This is a genomic window from Nonomuraea sp. NPDC048826, assembly GCF_043198225.1.
GTDB lineage: Bacteria > Actinomycetota > Actinomycetes > Streptosporangiales > Streptosporangiaceae > Nonomuraea.
On record NZ_JBICUQ010000013.1, the window covers coordinates 175,846 to 192,230 of the forward strand.

Sequence of the window (16,385 nt, forward strand, 5' to 3'; positions counted from 1 at the left end):
CACGCCCATACAGCCCTAAGGGGGATGAAGTGCATAAACGAGTCAGATGGGCACACGTAAGGACGCGAACCGTCGATGAAAAATACCTCCTACCAGAGAGTGGTCGCGCCGTTGCCTCCGTGATCGGTCCTGCTGAGCTACGGTTGAGCGAGTCTTGACGGCGCCTTGGAACCGGGCGCCCCGAGACTCCGTCCAACTGTCGGCCGCAGTCCATGCGGCAGGCACCCCGAACCACCCGGATCCAATAGAGTCCATGCCATGAGCCAGCCGGAATCCGCCGTCGCGGACGCCCAGGCGGGCGGCCGAAGCGGGCAGGAGCCGCTGGCCAAGCTCGCCGAGAGATACGGGCTTCGTCGTGCCATCGCACGGCCGAGGTTCACCGTCTATCTGCGCCAGCTCGTGGAGCGGCGACACTTCATCCTGACGTACGCGACCTCGCGCAACGTCTCCAAGTACTCCAGCTCGGCGCTCGGCCAGCTGTGGCAGGTCCTGACGCCGCTGCTCAACGCCGCGATCTACTATGTGATGTTCGGCATAGTCCTCGGCGGCCGCGACGGCGTCGAGAACTACCCCGCCTTCCTGCTGACGGGCATCTTCGTCTTCACCTACACCCAGCGCAGCGTCACCGCGGGCGCCAAGTCGATCTCCGGCAACCTGTCGCTGATCCGGGCGCTCCACTTCCCCCGCGCCGCGCTGCCCCTGGCCTACACCATCCAGGAGCTCCAGCAGCTCGCCATCTCCATGGGCGTGCTGGTGCTGATCGTGCTCATCACCGGCGAGGTCCCGACGTGGTACTGGCTGATGATCCCGGTCGTCCTGGTCCTGCAGACCATGTTCAACATCGGCGCGGGGCTGGTGATGGCCCGGCTCGGGGCCTCCATGCGAGACCTCAACCAGCTGCTGCCCTTCATCACCCGTACCTGGCTCTACGCCTCCGGCGTCTTCTTCTCCATCCAGGACAAGGTGGTCGAGGCCGCCCAACTGCCGCAGTGGGTCGCGACCGCCATGTACCTCAACCCCGCGGCGTCCTACATCGAATGGATGCGGGACATCTTCATCGACAAGCACACGCCCCCTCCGATGGTGTGGGCGGCTTGCGTATTCTGGGCAGTGTTCGCACTCGGCTTCGGCTTCTGGTACTTCTGGCGGGCCGAGGAGAGGTACGGGCGTGGCTGAACAGACCAAGGAGCTGGCAAAGGTGAAGGGCGAGGAGCCCGCCGTCCCAAGCAAGGACGTCCGGGTCCATCCCGACCCGGAGCCCGCGAAGCAGGGCCCCTTGGACGTTCCCACGGGCACGCCGACGGTCATCGTCGACGACCTGCACATCGTCTACCGCGTCTACGGCGCGGCCTCGGAGTCCGAGAAGGGCAACGCGGTCAACGCCCTCATGCGCATCGTCAAGCGCCAGGGCCGGCCGCAGATGAAAGAGGTGCACGCCGTCAAGGGCGTCTCCTTCGTGGCCTACCACGGCGACGCCATCGGCATCGTCGGGCGCAACGGGTCCGGCAAGTCCACGCTGCTGCGGGCCATCGCGGGCCTGCTGCCGCCGCACTCCGGCGCCGTCTACACCGACGGCCAGCCGTCCCTGCTGGGCGTCAACGCGGCCCTGATGCGCGAGCTGACAGGTGAGCGCAACATCATCCTCGGCTGCTACGCCATGGGCATGACCCCGGCGGAGGTCAAGGAGAAGTACCAAGAGATCGTCGACTTCTCCGGCATCGACGACTTCGTCCAGCTGCCGATGTCCACCTACTCCTCCGGCATGGGCGCCCGCCTCAGGTTCGCCATCTCCTCGGCCAAGACCCACGACGTCCTGCTCATCGACGAGGCGCTGGCCACGGGCGACCGCGAGTTCCGCAAGAAGAGCGAGCAGCGTATCCGCCAGATCAGGGAGTCCGCGGGCACGGTGTTCCTGGTGGCCCATGACCTGCGGGTGATCGAGCAGACCTGCAACCGGGTGATCTGGCTCCACAAGGGCAAGATCAAGATGGACGGAGACCCGAAAGAGGTCCTCGGCGCCTACACCAAGGGCTGATCCCGCCCCGGGAGGCTTTCGCGGTCAAGGGCTCTCAAGGTCAAGGGCTTCTCGGGAAACCCCTCGGGCCGGGCGCCGCCGTGCGTGCCGGAGGCCCGCCGCGCTCGCCGTAGCTCCCGCATTCCACCCGTTGTCGAAGACACGTTCTAGAGATGTGCGGCGTGGCGGTGTGTAAGGACTGACAGGAGAGGCTGCCGTTCGCTAGGATTCGAACGTCGGTTCGAGCTTGGGGAACGGTGATGGAGTGGGGGGACACGATGGGTGAGCTCTCGGCCGCTATCGACCACCTGGCCACCGAGGATGTGACCGAGATACCCACGATGCAGCTCGCCGAGCAGTTGCTCGAGCTGCACTGGCAGATGGCGAGACTCCAGGCCCAGATCGCCCGCCGCACGGGCGTGCGGCTGCCGGGATAGGGCACGGGCAGGGGCTGGAGGGAGAAAGCGAACCGCCGCCGACCCTGGTGCGGGCCGGCGGCGGGTGCCGGGCTCGGGGCGCCACCACCCTGCAGACTCGGGCGGCGCCGGCGAACGCGGCGAAAGGGGCCGGGAGCGTCCTCCCGATGGTGAGCGCCCGCGGGCTGCGGGGCTCGGGGATGCTTCAGAGGGTGCGGAGCTCGGGTCCGACGACCGGAGTCGTCAGCGGTGGTGCCAGGGGTCCTGCACCGCGCTCGTGAGGGCGGCCGTGGCCCAGCCGAGCGAGGCGATGGTGTCGGTGTAGGCGCCCGAGGCCTTGGTCCCGTTGGTGGAGACCAGGGCGGAGGCGTCCTCGACGAGCGGGGCGATCTCGTCAATGGAGGCGACCTGCGTGGTGCCGGGCAGCGACTCCAGCAGCGGCGCCGCCTCGGCGGGCGCCAGCTGGCCGATGAGCGGCCCCAGACGGCCGTTGGTCGACTGCGGGAGCGCGAACTTCGCGGCCCGCGACACGCTGGTCACGGTGTCCTGCACCGACAGGTGGTCCACCCCCTGGGTGGTGCCGTTGACCGCCTCGGTGGTGCTGTCCAGGGCCTGGGTGACGCTGACAGCGCCGCCGGGCAGCAGCTTGGTGGTCGACAGCGACGCCATGGCGCCGCCGAGCGAGCCTTCGACCAGGTCGGCGACCGACGCGAAGGCGCCCTGGAGCGTCGCATCCTGCTGCGGCTTGACCTGCGTCTTCCGCTTCGACTGGTGCGACGAGGCGAGACCGCCGAGCGGCAGGGAGCTGGTCAGGCCGTCGATCGCGGGCCCCATCTCCGAACGCCCCGGACGCTGGTTCTCCTGCTGCTGCTGCTGAGGCGGCTGGGCCGGCTGGGCCGGGGCGCCGCTCCGGCCGCCGAGCAGGCCGCCGAGCAGGCCGCCGCCGAGCCCGTTGAGCAGGCCGCCGCCGGTCAGCCCGCCCAGCAGGCTGCCGAGACCGGCGGGACCCTTGCCGCTCCCGGGCTCGTCACGGGTGGTCTGCGACCCTCCCGGGTCCTTGGTCTGGGCCTGCGCCGGCACGGCCAGTGCCGCCGCGAGTCCGAATGCCGTCACGGCGACCGCCGTCTTCATTACACGTTTCATGATTTGCCTTCCCGGCTCGTGATCGATCGCTTCTGAATGCATTGAATGGCGAATCGATAACCCCCGAATGCCGTGGCGTACACGCTATGGGCACCGCACGAAGCGCGCCGTCCGCGGCTGAGCTACTGATGCAGTTCTATCACCGCGCACGGCATCGGGTGAGCCGCTGAAAGCCAGCGTGACAAGGGCTTTGTGGGTAAGTTACCGAGCCCGCAAAGGGTCACGCACGGGGAGACAAATCGGGAAATAGAGGGGGGCTGAATCGGATATTCCATGGACGCTTCCGGCGTCCGGAAAGTGCGCTGTCCCGGCCCGTTCCGGGATTTGGTCAAAATGAATGTCACGGGCCGGGGGCGCAGATTTTCCGCTTGCGGTGGCCGCCCTTGACCGCCTCAGGCCGGCTGCGGGGCCTCGAACGGAAAGGCGTCGGCGAAGGCCGGCCGCAGATCCGTCAGCCAGGCGGCCGACGGGTCGTAGCGCGCGAAGAACGGCCGTCCCACCAGGCCGGGGTCACGCGCCTGGATGAAGTGGAGCATGAACACCCGCTCCCCGGCGATCTCGGTGACGCCGTCGACGCACACCTTTCCCGGCGTCGCCGACATGGACGGCCCGCGCACGGTCCTGCAGAGCCCGGAGACGCTCGCGTACGCGTCCCTGAAGATCTCGTACGCGCGCCCGAGCGGGACCGCGAAGTAATCCTGCGGGCCGGTGTCGCGCTCGATGAACATGTAGTACGGGATCATCCCCATCCGCAGTTGCCGGCGCCACATGGCCGACCAGACGGCCGGGTCGTCGTTGATGGACCTGATGAGCGGCGCCTGGGTGCGGATCGTGGCGCCGCTGCCGAGGATCCGCCGCACCGCGGACTCCACGAGCGGCGACTCCAGCTCACGCGGGTGCGTGAAGTGGGCCATGAAGGCGAGGTTCTTGCCCGCCTTGACGACCTCCTCGAACAGGCCGAGCGTGGAGTCGGCGTCGGGGTCGCTGACGAAGCGCTGCGGCCAGTAGGCCAGCGCCTTGGTGCCGATCCTGATGGACTCCAGCTGCTCCAGTTGCAGCAGCGGCTCCACGTAGCGCCTGATCACCGGCTCACCCATGATCATCGCGTCGCCGCCGGTGATGAGCACGCTGGTGACCTCGGGGTGCTGGCGCAGGTATGCGACCAGCTGACCGATGTCGTCGGAGGCGAACTTGAGGTCGGCGTCGCCGACGAACTGCGCCCACCGGAAGCAGTACGTGCAGTAGGCGTGACAGGTCTGCCCCTGCTTCGGGAAGAAGAGCACGGTCTCCGGATACTTGTGCTGCATCCCGGGCACCGGCTCCTCGCCCATGCGCGGCACGTTGAGCTCCATCTGGCCGGCGGGGTGCGGGTTGAGCTGGGTCCGGACCCGGTTGGCCTCCGCCTGGATCTCCGCGTTCGGCGCTTCGGCCTTGAGCAGGTCGGCCAGCCGGGCCACATCGGCCTCGGGCAGCATGTCGGCCTGCGGAAAGACGAGGCGGTACATCGGGTCGTCGGGCGCCGCCGACCAATCTATGAGTTCATCGACTACGTAGGCGTTCGTCCGAAAAGGCAGGACCGTGGCGACGGCCCGCACCTTCAGTCTCTCCTCGTCATCGAGCCCGGCGCGTCCCAGAAGCTCGTCGAGGTGCTTGGACGTGTACGCCTTGAAGCGTCGCGTGCCTGCTTGGTTCAAGATCACTAGGCCGTTCCCATCTTTTTTGTTCGATCGGATGTAAACCTCACGCCTCTGTCGCGCGTCTATGGCTCTTATACCGAGATTAGGACGCCCGCGGCTATGGTTCCGGAAGGGCTCCAAGCTTCTTGTGAGATTCACACCTCGCGACATATCTCGATTTGACCTAGACTGACGGGGTGACGCACGACCCTGCCCTCAGGGCTTCCGACGCCGACCGTGACCAGGTCGCGGCGGTCCTCAACGAGGCCTACGCCAGCGGACGACTCACGAGCCTCGAGCACGCCGACCGCCTCGACGCCACCTACCAAGCCCGCACCATGGGCGAGCTGGTCCCCCTCACCACGGACCTGCCCGACGTCCAGGCCGGGGCCGTGCCCGCCGCGGTGGCGCGGCAGACGGTGGACGCCGTGTTCAGCAAGGTCGTCAAGCGCGGCCGCTGGATCGCCTCCCGCCACACCCACCTGGCCGCCAGGTTCGGCGCGCTCATCGTCGACCTGTCCGACGCCGTGCTGCCCGGCCGCGAGATCACCGTGTCGGTCAGCGCGTTCGCGGCCAAGATGATCATCCGGGTGCCACCGGACGCCCAGGTCATCGACGAGGTCGGCGCCCTGTTCTCCAAGCGCCAGGTCTCCGGCAGCGGCACCACCACGGGGGAAGGCCCGGTGATCCGGGTGACCGGCAAGGTCACGTTCGGCAAGGTCATCGTGGCCCGCACCGTCCACGACTGGAACCTGCACGGCGACGCCTAGTCCGGCCCTGCGGTTAGCCTGGGGGCTGGCCTTGCCTACCATTCGGACGGCCACGTGACACGCCGTACGAGGTGACCAGTGCCAGACAACAGGCCGATCGCGGTCGACGCCATGGGCGGCGACCACGCGCCCCACGAGATCGTGGCGGGCGCGGTGCACGCCGTGCGCGAGCGGGGGTTGCCGATCGTCCTGGTGGGCTCGCCGCGGGTGCTGTACGAGTCGCTCGCCGAGCTCGACGCCGCCCAGGAGGTGCCCATCGTGCGCGCCGAGGAGGCGCTGGCGATGGACGAGGGCGCGCTGGCCAGCCTCCGCCGACCCCGCTCCAGCATCGCGGTGGCCTGCCACCTGCTGCGCCGCGGCGACGTGTCGGCCGTGGTCTCCGCCGGCTCGACCGCGGGCATCGTGGCCACCGGCAAGCTGCGGCTCAAGGCCCAGCAAGGGGTGCTCCGCCCGGCGCTCGCGGTCGCCCTGCCCACCCTGCCGCACCCCACGCTGCTCCTCGACGCGGGCGCCAACGCCGAGGTCAAGCCGGAGGTCCTGGTCCAGTTCGGCCACCTGGGCGCCGCGTACGCCGAGCTGGCCTTCGCGGTCACCGAGCCCCGGGTCGGCCTGCTCACGATCGGCAGCGAGGCGGAGAAGGGCAACAAGCTCGCCCGCCGCGCCCACGAGCTGCTCGACGCCGCCCCCGCGCTGCGCTTCACCGGCAACGTCGAGGGCTACGACCTGCTGACCGGCAAGGCCGACGTCGTCGTCACCGACGGCTTCACCGGCAACGTGGCGCTCAAGACCATGGAAGGCGCCGTCCGCTACGCGTTCGACGAGCTGCGGCGGACCGTCGAGGGCAGCCGGGTGGCCAAGCTCGGCGCGTTCATGCAGCGCTCCCGGCTGCGCGAGCTGAGCGGCCGGCTCGACGCCGAGGCGTACGGCGGCGCGGTGCTGCTCGGGCTCAACGGCACCGTCGTCATCGCGCACGGCTCGACCAGGGCGAGAGGCGTCAGCGCCGCGTGCCGGCTGGCGGCCGAGCTGTCGGCGGGCGGGCTGGTGACGCGGACCGGCGAACGGATAACCGCCCACAGATCACGTTGAACGCCGTAGGGTGAGGCGGATCCACCTATCGGGGGAAGAGGGCGGCAATCGGTGGCGCCGCTGTCGAGCGGTTCGGGGGTTCGGGGTGGACGGAGTCATGTCGCTCGACGGGCTCACGTCGGAGCAGGCGGCGCGGGCGCGGCCGAACGTGGTGCCGCGGCGGTCCAGCCGGTCGCTCGCCGCCATCATCAGAGCGAACGTCTTCACGCTGTTCAACCTGGTCATCGGCGTCCTGTGGGCGCTCATCCTGATCTTCGGCGAGTGGCAGGACGGCGCGTTCGGCCTGATCATGGTGGCCAACGTGCTGATCGGCGTCGTCCAGGAACTGCGCGCCAAGCGCACCCTGGACCGGCTGGCCGTGGTCGTCGAGAGCCCCGTGACGGTCCGCCGCGACGGCACGGAACGCCGCGTCCCGCCGCACCAGATCGTGCTCGGCGACCTGGTCGTGCTCGGCCCCGGTGACGCGCTGCTGGTCGACGGGGAGGTGGTCGCCGCCGACGGGCTGGAGGTCGACGAGTCGCTGCTGACCGGCGAGGCCGACCCGGTGCGCAAGGAGCCGGGCGACCGGGTGCTGTCGGGCAGCTTCGCCGTCGCCGGCACCGGCCTGTTCAGGGCCACCGCCGTCGGCACCGACGCGTACGCGGCACGGCTGGCCGAGGAGGCGAGCCGCTTCCACCTCGCGCACTCCGAGCTGCGTGACGGCGTCGCCCGGTTCATCCGCTACATCACCTGGCTGGTCATCCCGATCGGCGCCCTGCTCACCTACAGCCAGCTGAACAACTCGGTCGACTTCGCCACCGCCATCACCGGCGCGGTCGCCGGCATCGTCACCATGATCCCCGAGGGCCTGGTCCTGACGACCTCGATCGCCTTCGCCGTCGGCGTGGTCCGGCTCGGCCGCCGCCGCTGCCTGGTGCAGGAACTGCCCGCGATCGAGGGCCTGGCCAGGGTGGACGTGCTCTGCCTGGACAAGACCGGCACGCTCACCGCCGGCGGCATGACGCTGGACCGCGTGCTGCCGCTGCGCGAGGACCGCCCGGTGGACGAGGCGCTCGCCGCGCTGACCGCCGCCGACAGCCGCCCGAACGCCACCGCCCGAGCCATCGCCGACCGCTTCCCCACGTCGAGCTGGCGACCGCTGGCCACCGTCCCGTTCTCGTCCGGACGCAAGTGGAGCGGCGCCGACTTCGGCCCGCACGGCGTCTGGCTCCTCGGCGCCCCCGACGTGCTGCTCGACCCGTCCTCACCGGAGTGCGCCCAGGCCGCCGGCCTCGCCTCCACCGGCGCCCGCGTGCTCGCGTTATGCCGGACGAGCCGCCTCCCGGGCGACGAACCCCCGATCTCCCGTACGGACCCGCACGCGGACGCCGAGCCGGTGGCGCTCGTCGCGCTCGAACAGCGCGTCCGGCCCGACGCCGCCGAGACCCTCGCCTACTTCGCCCGCCAGGGCGTCGACGTGAAGATCATCTCCGGCGACGACCCGCGCTCCGTCTCGGCCATCGCCGCCGGCCTGCACGTGCCCGGGGCCGACCGGGCCGTGGACGCCCGCACGCTGCCGGAGGACGAGGACGCGCTCGGCCGGGCACTCGACGACGCCACCGTCCTCGGCCGGGTCAGCCCCCGGCAGAAACAGCTCTTCGTCGCCGCGCTGCGCAGGCGCGGCCACACCGTCGCGATGACCGGCGACGGCGTCAACGACGTGCTCGCGCTCAAGGAGGCCGACCTCGGCATCGCGATGGGCGCGGGCAGCCCCGCCACCAAGGCGGTCGCCCAGGTCGTGCTGCTCGACAACCGGTTCGCCGCGCTGCCGCACGTGGTGAACGAGGGCCGCAGGGTGCTGGCCAACATCGAACGGGTCTCCGGGCTGTTCCTCACCAAGACCTTCTACGCGATCGTGCTGTCGCTGATGGTCGGGGTCGCGGGGATGATGTTCCCGTTCACGCCCCGCCACTCGACCCTGGTGAACGCCGTCACCATCGGCCTGCCCGCCCTCTTCCTGGCCCTCGCGCCCACGGTGGAGCGGGCCAGGCCGGGGTTCGTGCCCCGGGTGCTCCGGTTCGCCGTCCCCGCGGGGGTGATCTCCGCCTTCGCGGTCCTGCTGGCGTTCGGGCTCTCGGACGGCGGCACGCTGGAGGAGAGCAGGACCGCCGCCGTGCTCGTGCTCTTCCTGACCACGTGGTGGGTGCTCGTGCTGGTCGCCAGGCCGCTCAACCGGTGGCGGGTGACGCTGGTCGCGACCATGGCCGGGCTGTTCGCACTGGCTCTCGCGACCCCGTACGTACGGCACCTGTTCGAGCTGAACCTCGGCGATCCGCGCGACGGCCTGATCCCCGTCGGGATCGCGCTCGTGGCGGCCGCAGGCATCAGCATCGGAGTCAAGGTCGCCGGTACGCTTAGGACATGACCGACCCGCAGAAAGTGCTCGCCGAGCGCGTCCAGCAGGCGCTGGCAGCCGCGTTCGGAGCCGAGCACGCCGACGCAGATCCGCTGATCCGGCCCTCCCAGTTCGCCGACTTCCAGGCGAACGTCGCGATGAGCCTGGCCAAGCGACTGCGACGGGCCCCGCGGGAGGTCGCCGAGTCGATCAGGGCCGAGCTGTCCGACTTCCCCGGCACCGTCGAGGTCAGCGGCCCCGGCTTCCTCAACATCACCCTCGACGACACGTGGATCGCGTCCGAGGCGACCCGCATGTTCGACGACCCGCGCGCCGGCGCCGGCACGACCACGCCCGCGCAGACCGTGGTCATCGACTACTCGGCGCCCAACGCCGCCAAGGAGATGCACGTCGGCCACCTGCGCACGACCATCGTCGGCGACTGCCTGGCCCGCGTCCACGAGCATCTCGGCAACCACGTCATCCGGCAGAACCACCTGGGCGACTGGGGCACCCCGTTCGGCATGCTCATCGAGCACCTCCTCGACATCGGCGAGGATGCCGCGGTCGCCCAGCTCGAAGCCGGCCAAGGGACCGCCTACTATCAGGCGGCCCGCGCCAAGTTCGACGGCGACGAGTCGTTCAAGCAGCGCTCCCGCGTCCGGGTCACCACGCTCCAGTCGGGCGACCCGGAGACCCTGCGGCTCTGGCACGTCTTCATGGACGCCACCGTGCGCTACTTCAACAAGGTCTACGAGATGCTCGGCGTCACCCTGACCGACGCCGACATCGCCGGCGAGAGCATGTACAACCCGATGCTGGAGAAGACCTGCCAGGACCTGGAGGCGGCCGGCGTCGCCACGGTCAGCGAGGGCGCGCTCTGCGTGTTCCCGCCCGGCTTCACCGGCTCCGACGACAAGCCGCTGCCGCTCATCATCAGGAAGAGCGACGGCGGCTACGGCTACGCCTCCACCGACATGGCGGCCATCCGCTACCGGGTGCACGACCTCAAGGCCGACCGCATCCTCTACGTCGTCGGCGCCGACCAGGCGCTCCACTTCCGCATGGTGTTCGCCGCGGCCAGGCTCGCCGGCTGGCTGCCCGACACGGTCAACGCCGAGCACGTCCAGATCGGCATGATGCTGGGCAAGGACGGCCGCCGGTTCAAGACCCGGTCGGGCGAGTCCGTCAAGCTGATGGACCTGCTGCAGGAGGCGATCGACCGGGCGTCCGCGGCCATCGCCGACCGCGGCTACGACGAGACCACCCGCGAGGCGATCACTCACTCCGTCGGCATGGGCGCGGTGAAGTACGCCGACCTGTCGGTCAACCACGACAGCGAGTACGTCTTCGACTTCGACCGCATGCTGGGGTTCACCGGCAACACCGGCCCCTACATGCAGTACGCGACCGCCCGGATCCGGTCCATCTTCCGCAAGGCGGGCCGCTCCCCGGCCGAGACCACCGGGCCGATCGTGCTGGGCGAGCCCGCCGAGCGCGCGCTCGGCCTCCACCTGCTCGGCTTCGGCGAGACTGTGGAGCAGGTCGCCGCCCAGTCGGAGCCGCACCGGCTGTGCGCGTTCCTGTTCGAGACGGCCAGCCTGTTCAGCAGCTTCTACGAGGAGTGCCCGGTCACCAAGGAGGGCGTCGACCCCGAGACCAGCGCCCACCGGCTGGCGCTCTGCGCGCTGACCCTGCGCGTGCTGGAGACGGGGCTCGACCTTCTGGGCGTCCCCGTGCCCGAGCGCATGTAACAGGCGATTTGATCAAACTCCCCCGTTCCGCCGTGGCGCGCCTCCACCTCGGAGGCGCGCCCCGCGGGTTAGGCTTTACGCGGTCATGAACTGAGGCCGAAATGGGGGAGTTCTCTGCCTTGAGCACGGACCTGACTGCGAGCCCCCAGGCAGCGACCGAGCTACGGCGTTACGCCGAGGCGTTGCTGGCGCATCTGGCCGCCAACGGGAGCGCACCCCCCGCACCGCCCGGCTTCACCGACATCCCCGGCCACTGGCTGCCGCCCGCCGTCGAGGCCCTGGTGGCCATCCTCGGCGGCGAGGACCCGCTGGAGCCGCTGAGCAGGGCGGCCGGCCGCGACCAGCAGCAGACCGCCGTCTTCCTCTGCCTGGCGCTGGCCGTCGCGGGCCACGGCAGCCGCATCCACGCCTCCTGGCTCGGCACCGCGTTCGGCGAGCTGTCCCTCGACCGGCCCGTCAGCCACGGCCAGCGGGCGCTCTGGCTCGCCGCCGCCCGGGGCGCCTACGGCCCGGCCGGCAAGATCTTCGTGCTGCGCAAGCTCGACGCGCTCGCCGTCCAGGAACACGCCGACCCACGCCAGTGGGTGCAGGCGCTCGTACCGGGCGAGCCGTCCGTGGTGGTGCCCGCCTCGCTCGTCGACTTCCCCGAGATGGCGGAGATCCCCGAGCTGGCCCGGCCCGCCCAGGCCGCCGCCCGGCTGGCCCGGCTGCGCGCCCGCTGCGAGGAGATCACCTCGACCCGCCAGTCCGACCAGGGCTCCACCGCCCCGCTCGCCAACTCCGGCGCCGCTCCGGCCGCCGCCTGGGCCGAGGACGAGCCGCTCGCCGTGCTCCGCGCCATGATCGGGCTCGCCGGTCCGGCCGGCCCGCAGGCCTCGCTCGGCTCCCATCTGCTCGACGACCTCCGCCCCGGCGCCGACCCCCACCTGACGGCGATCGCCCTGCACGTCGCGGCGCCCATCCTGCGCGGCGTCGCCGAAGAGCTGGAGTACGACAGCAGGCTGGAGCCGCCGCCGTCGGTCACCGTGTCGCTGCTCGGCCACCGCATCGAGCTCCGCCCCGAAGGTCCCGACGAGGAGTCGATGGCCACCGCGGAGGCGGCCATCACCGCCGCCGCCCTGACCCCGCCCCGCCCGCCGTGGACGGCCGGGCTGCTGGTCCTCGCCGGGCTGGTCTGCCTGGTGGTGGCCGTCCTGACCCACCCTCTCGTGGCCGTCGCCGGCGCGGCCCTGTTCGGGGTGGCCGGATGGCTGCTCTGGCAGCGCCGCGAACGCGTCAGGTCAGATGCCGCGTACGTGGCGGCGCAGGTGAGCGAGCTGAGAGAGCTGGCCGACGGCGCGGTGTGGGCCCTGCACGCCTACGCCCGCGAGGCCGAGGGGCGCGCCAAACAGGCCGCCGAAGACTCGACCGACCTCATCCGCCTGGTCCGCCGCGGCCCCCGCGCCGGCTGACCCTCAGCACCGGTCGGTACGACGACACCGGGACGGCCCCACCGTGGGTGCTCGCCGCTCCCAGGACGTTCACCCCCTCTGCGACGGCGGTGTGTCTCTCAGCTGCCGGCCTAGGTCGGCAGCTGCCGGATCCTGTCGCCCTCCAGATCAACGGACCCTGCGACCACACCAGCCGGATCGCCCAGCGCTCCTGGCCGCCTGGGGATGTACTGGCATCCCGATGACCGCCGCTTGTGGATCGCTCGGCGATCCAGCGGTGTTCAGCCACTCTTGCCGCGTCCGCCGGTCGGGCCCCCCGCCCGCGCCGGCACGTGGCCGGGCGCGGGCTAGGTGGTCTCGATCTCCACATGTGCGGGCGCCAGGAGGAAGACGCGGTCGGCGATACGCTCGATCCGCCCCTCGCAGCCATAGGCGAGACCGGCGGCGAAGTCGACCATCCGCGTCGCCTCCGGCATCGGCATGCCCGTCACGTCCATGATCACCGTCTGGCCCTCGCGGAAGTACTGGCCGATCAACGGTGCGTCGTTGTACTTGAGCGGCTGGACCATCACGATCCGGGACGACTCGATGGAGGAGCGCCACCGGCGCGCCGCCCGCTCCGTGGCGGGCATGTACTCCTCTTCGTACTGCCCGTCGTCGTCGTAAGCCTCGTCGTACTGATCAACTGCGCCCAGGCCAAGGTAACCCGCAACCTTACGCACTGCCCCCATCGGCTTGTCCTTTCCTCAGGAACTCACCGCAATCGGCACGTCCCGACACATTGGACGGTAACCGACGATTCCGCGTTCGCCATGCGACACGCCCAGCACTAATTCCATTTTGTACGGCTAGCGTCCTGGTTTCACCCCGATATCCGGCCCCGTATAGCATCGGCCCATGCGCCTGTTCATCGTCGACGCCTTCACCGACACAGCTTTCCAGGGTAATCCCGCAGGCGTGTGCCTGCTGGAGGATCGGGTGCCCGAGACGTGGATGCAGGCGGTCGCAGCCGAGCTCAGGCTCTCGGAGACCGCCTTCCTGCTGGGGGATTCGCTGCGCTGGTTCACGCCGAAGGTGGAGGTCACGCTGTGCGGGCACGCCACCCTCGCCACGGCGCACGTCCTGTATTCGACGGGCGCGGCGCAGGGCCCGGTGGAATTCGCCACGGCGAGCGGAACGCTCACGGTGAATCGCCACCCGGACGGGATGATCACGATGGATTTTCCGGCCAAGGAAGTGACACCCGCCACAGTGCCGGAAGGATTGGAAAAGGCACTCGGAGTCACCCCCGTGCATGTCTCGAAGGGTGACCTCGACCTGCTGGTCGAGGTCGATTCGGCGGAGACGGTGCGAGCGTTGCGGCCCGACATCGACGCCCTCGCGGCGGTCGGGGCGCGCGGCGTCATCGTCACCGCCAGAGGCACGGAGACCGACTTCGTCTCCCGCTTCTTCGCGCCGAACGTCGGAGTGCCGGAAGACCCGGTCACGGGCTCGGCACATTGCGCCCTGTCGCCGTACTGGTCGGCGAAGCTCGGCCGCACGACGCTCACCGGCGCCCAACTGTCGGAGCGGGGCGGGCTGGTGCGGGTGACCCTCGCCGGTGATCGCGTGCACCTCGCGGGCCACGCCGTCACAGTCATCTCGGGCACCATGCAGATCCAGCCTCCCTCCTGACTCCCTGGCCTGCCCATGCCACAAGCTTTATCACCTGACGGGCTGTCACGATTCAATATCAGCCGGTGAAGAGCAGACTTCGCGCCGTATCGCGGAACCCGATCCCGCTGTAAAGCCGTGCCGGTACGGGGTAGGCGGCGTCGCCGCGCGGCGCCACCACCGCCTGCTTGCCGCCGGCCGCCCGTGCCGCGTGCAACGCCGCCAGACACACCGCCTTGGCCAGCCCTTTACGCCGATGCTCGGGCACGGTGCCGACGGGCTCGATCAGCGCCACCTGGCGGTCGTCGAGCCAGATCAGGCAGTAGGCGGCCGTGTGGCCGTCAGGGGCGATCGCGCACCAGTCGAGCTCCGCACGGTACGGCCAGGCCGCACGCACAGCCGCATAGCTCTCCTCGGTGACGCGCGACGGATGGAACGCCGCCTGATGAGCCGCCACCCGGCCGGCCACGTCACGCACCGCCTCAAGCCGATAGCCCGCGGGCGGCTCCGGTTCGGGCAGGCCGTCGAGATCACGGACCATCTGCACCATGAACGGCCCGTCCTTCTGCCGTGCGTACCCGCGCTCCTCCAACGCGCTGACCAGATGCGGCTCCCCGCTGGACACGGAGACCTGCCGCTCCCCCGCCGGCACGGTCTCCTCGAACCAGCGCAGCACGTCATGCGCCAACTCGGCGTGATCCGGGTCGACCGCCAGATTGAGGTAACCGGGCAGCTCGATCCAGCCCCAGGCGAGCGTGCGCCGCTCGGCCCGCCACACCATCGTGGGCCACTCCGACTCCCGGCCCGTGTGCTGGAACCGCCCCCAAGCCAGGTCCCCCGCGTGCCAGCGCGCCCGCGGCGACCAGATCCGACCGGTGAGCTCCTGCATGGCCCGCAGATCCCGCGGCCCGCCATAACACGTCACGATCACCTTGCCATCCTCACCCACCCTCGGCCGCCCCGCACCTCTATATGAGCGCCCCAGACCGCCTCACCCCACGCTCCCGGCCCGTCCGACCGCACGCTCCCGAGCGCCCGCCATCACCGCCGTCCCGACCTCGCCCCTCCGCACAACCCCTCCGAGCTCCTCCACCCTCACCGCCCTCCCGACTCGCCCTTCCACACAGTCTCTCCGGGGCCGCCCGCCCTCACCACCGTCCCGGCTCGCGTCCCCACGCCACTCCCAGCCTGCCCGTCCCCACCGCCACCCTCGGGCCGCCGGTCCGGTCCTCACCGCCGCTCCCGGCCGCCCTCCTCACCCACTGCTCCAGGCTCGCCCGACCAGGCCCCGCGTTCAACTGCTCAAGAGTCGCCCTGTATGACCCCACGCCTGCCCCGGTCATTCCGGAGCGCAGGCAGGCAGGGAGGCTGTAATGGCTCCGCCCACGCACAGAGCATGCGATGCAGAGCTCGCGGAGAAGTGGGACCCCTATGAGAAGGGTGCCTCCCGCAACCCTCCAAGCGAGCAACGCGAAAGCCCTCACCCCCTGAGAAGGGGGTGAGGGCTCGCCGGGCGGAAGGCGTCAGGATTCCTGGAGCAGCTCCACCGTTTCCCCCGCGACATCAGAAGCCAAGGCGAACGCCGCCGCGGCCTCCGGCAGGGAGTGCGCCAGCTCCTGCGCCTTCCGCAGGCTCTCCGGGGAGTCCCACCGCCAGACGCCGACCCAGGCGCCGTCCTCGACCCGCCCCAGCCGCGCCTCCTCCAGCCCCGGAACGGCGGCCCGCACCGTGGACACCAGAGTGGCGTGCTTGGCCTTCACCTCCTCGGTGTCCTCAGGCTTGGCCTTGAATCGGGTGATGGCGATGACGGGCTTGTTCGTGTTCTCTACGCTCATGGACTCAACCGTGCCTGGGCGCCCTGGCATCGCCCGCACAAACCCCGCACACCGATCTGACACCCGGACCCGCCCCTTCGCGTCGAGCGTCCGTACGCGCGAGTCGGCAGCTGCGACGTCGACCACCCCGGAAACGCGGAAAGGCCCCGAGCACAAGCTCGGGGCCTTCCCTCATATAAAGATTGTCCGGCGGTGACCTACTCTCCCACACCCTCCCGAGTGCAGTACCATCGG

At 70.4% G+C, this 16,385-nt stretch carries 14 protein-coding genes; 9 read left to right on the forward strand and 5 right to left on the reverse strand.

Annotation, left to right across the window (positions count from 1 at the left end):
- The first annotated feature begins 258 nt into the window (after positions 1-258).
- The 3 genes from ACGFI7_RS38870 (at position 259) to ACGFI7_RS38880 (ending at position 2,451) form a co-directional block, all read left to right on the forward strand.
- The gene (locus ACGFI7_RS38870; RefSeq protein ID WP_393413807.1) at positions 259-1,176 is read left to right on the forward strand and encodes an ABC transporter permease; all 918 of its coding nucleotides are present in this window, start codon (positions 259-261) and stop codon (positions 1,174-1,176) included.
- Positions 1,169-2,035 (forward strand): ABC transporter ATP-binding protein, encoded by an 867-nt coding sequence (locus ACGFI7_RS38875; RefSeq protein ID WP_393413810.1) that lies wholly within the window; start codon positions 1,169-1,171, stop codon positions 2,033-2,035. Before ACGFI7_RS38870 ends, ACGFI7_RS38875 begins: the two co-directional genes overlap by 8 nt.
- A gap of 239 nt (positions 2,036-2,274) precedes the next feature.
- Positions 2,275-2,451, forward strand: a complete 177-nt coding sequence (locus ACGFI7_RS38880) for a hypothetical protein (RefSeq protein ID WP_393413813.1) — start codon at positions 2,275-2,277, stop codon at positions 2,449-2,451.
- Between the two features lie 222 nt (positions 2,452-2,673).
- On the opposite strand, the gene ACGFI7_RS38885 is transcribed toward ACGFI7_RS38880, so the two are convergent.
- On the reverse strand, positions 2,674-3,573 hold the full coding sequence (locus tag ACGFI7_RS38885) for a hypothetical protein (protein ID WP_393413816.1): 900 nt from the start codon (positions 3,571-3,573) through the stop codon (positions 2,674-2,676).
- Between the two features lie 392 nt (positions 3,574-3,965).
- Complete coding sequence (locus ACGFI7_RS38890; protein WP_393413819.1) at positions 3,966-5,273, reverse strand: KamA family radical SAM protein; 1,308 nt, start codon at positions 5,271-5,273, stop codon at positions 3,966-3,968.
- Positions 5,274-5,446: 173 nt separating this feature from the next.
- Here ACGFI7_RS38890 and ACGFI7_RS38895 point away from each other — a divergent pair, with 173 nt between their 5' ends.
- From ACGFI7_RS38895 to ACGFI7_RS38915, 5 genes are all read left to right on the forward strand, one after another.
- A complete protein-coding gene (locus ACGFI7_RS38895; RefSeq protein ID WP_393413821.1) occupies positions 5,447-6,019 on the forward strand; it encodes a DUF1707 domain-containing protein in 573 nt (190 codons plus the stop codon).
- 78 nt (positions 6,020-6,097) lie between these two features.
- A complete protein-coding gene (gene plsX / locus ACGFI7_RS38900) occupies positions 6,098-7,105 on the forward strand; it encodes a phosphate acyltransferase PlsX (RefSeq protein WP_393413824.1) in 1,008 nt (335 codons plus the stop codon).
- 97 nt (positions 7,106-7,202) lie between these two features.
- Complete coding sequence (locus tag ACGFI7_RS38905; protein ID WP_393413827.1) at positions 7,203-9,509, forward strand: HAD-IC family P-type ATPase; 2,307 nt, start codon at positions 7,203-7,205, stop codon at positions 9,507-9,509.
- Positions 9,506-11,233, forward strand: coding sequence for an arginine--tRNA ligase (argS, locus tag ACGFI7_RS38910; RefSeq protein ID WP_393413829.1), 1,728 nt, complete (start codon positions 9,506-9,508; stop codon positions 11,231-11,233). Before ACGFI7_RS38905 ends, argS begins: the two co-directional genes overlap by 4 nt.
- Before the next feature lie 119 nt (positions 11,234-11,352).
- Entirely contained in the window at positions 11,353-12,684 is a 1,332-nt protein-coding gene (locus ACGFI7_RS38915) for a hypothetical protein (RefSeq protein WP_393413832.1), read from the forward strand.
- A gap of 326 nt (positions 12,685-13,010) precedes the next feature.
- Here the strand turns inward: ACGFI7_RS38915 and ACGFI7_RS38920 are convergent, their stop codons facing one another.
- A complete protein-coding gene (locus tag ACGFI7_RS38920) occupies positions 13,011-13,394 on the reverse strand; it encodes a cell division protein SepF (protein ID WP_393413835.1) in 384 nt (127 codons plus the stop codon).
- Between the two features lie 166 nt (positions 13,395-13,560).
- On the opposite strand from ACGFI7_RS38920, the gene ACGFI7_RS38925 reads away from it, so the two are divergent.
- Positions 13,561-14,337 (forward strand): PhzF family phenazine biosynthesis protein, encoded by a 777-nt coding sequence (locus ACGFI7_RS38925; protein WP_393413838.1) that lies wholly within the window; start codon positions 13,561-13,563, stop codon positions 14,335-14,337.
- A 58-nt stretch (positions 14,338-14,395) separates the two neighbouring features.
- Here ACGFI7_RS38925 and ACGFI7_RS38930 read toward each other — a convergent pair whose 3' ends face one another.
- Both ACGFI7_RS38930 and ACGFI7_RS38935 read right to left on the reverse strand, forming a co-directional pair.
- Positions 14,396-15,241 (reverse strand): GNAT family N-acetyltransferase, encoded by an 846-nt coding sequence (locus ACGFI7_RS38930; protein WP_393413841.1) that lies wholly within the window; start codon positions 15,239-15,241, stop codon positions 14,396-14,398.
- A 598-nt stretch (positions 15,242-15,839) separates the two neighbouring features.
- Complete coding sequence (locus ACGFI7_RS38935; RefSeq protein ID WP_393413844.1) at positions 15,840-16,151, reverse strand: antibiotic biosynthesis monooxygenase; 312 nt, start codon at positions 16,149-16,151, stop codon at positions 15,840-15,842.
- Between the last annotated feature and the right edge of the window lie 234 nt (positions 16,152-16,385).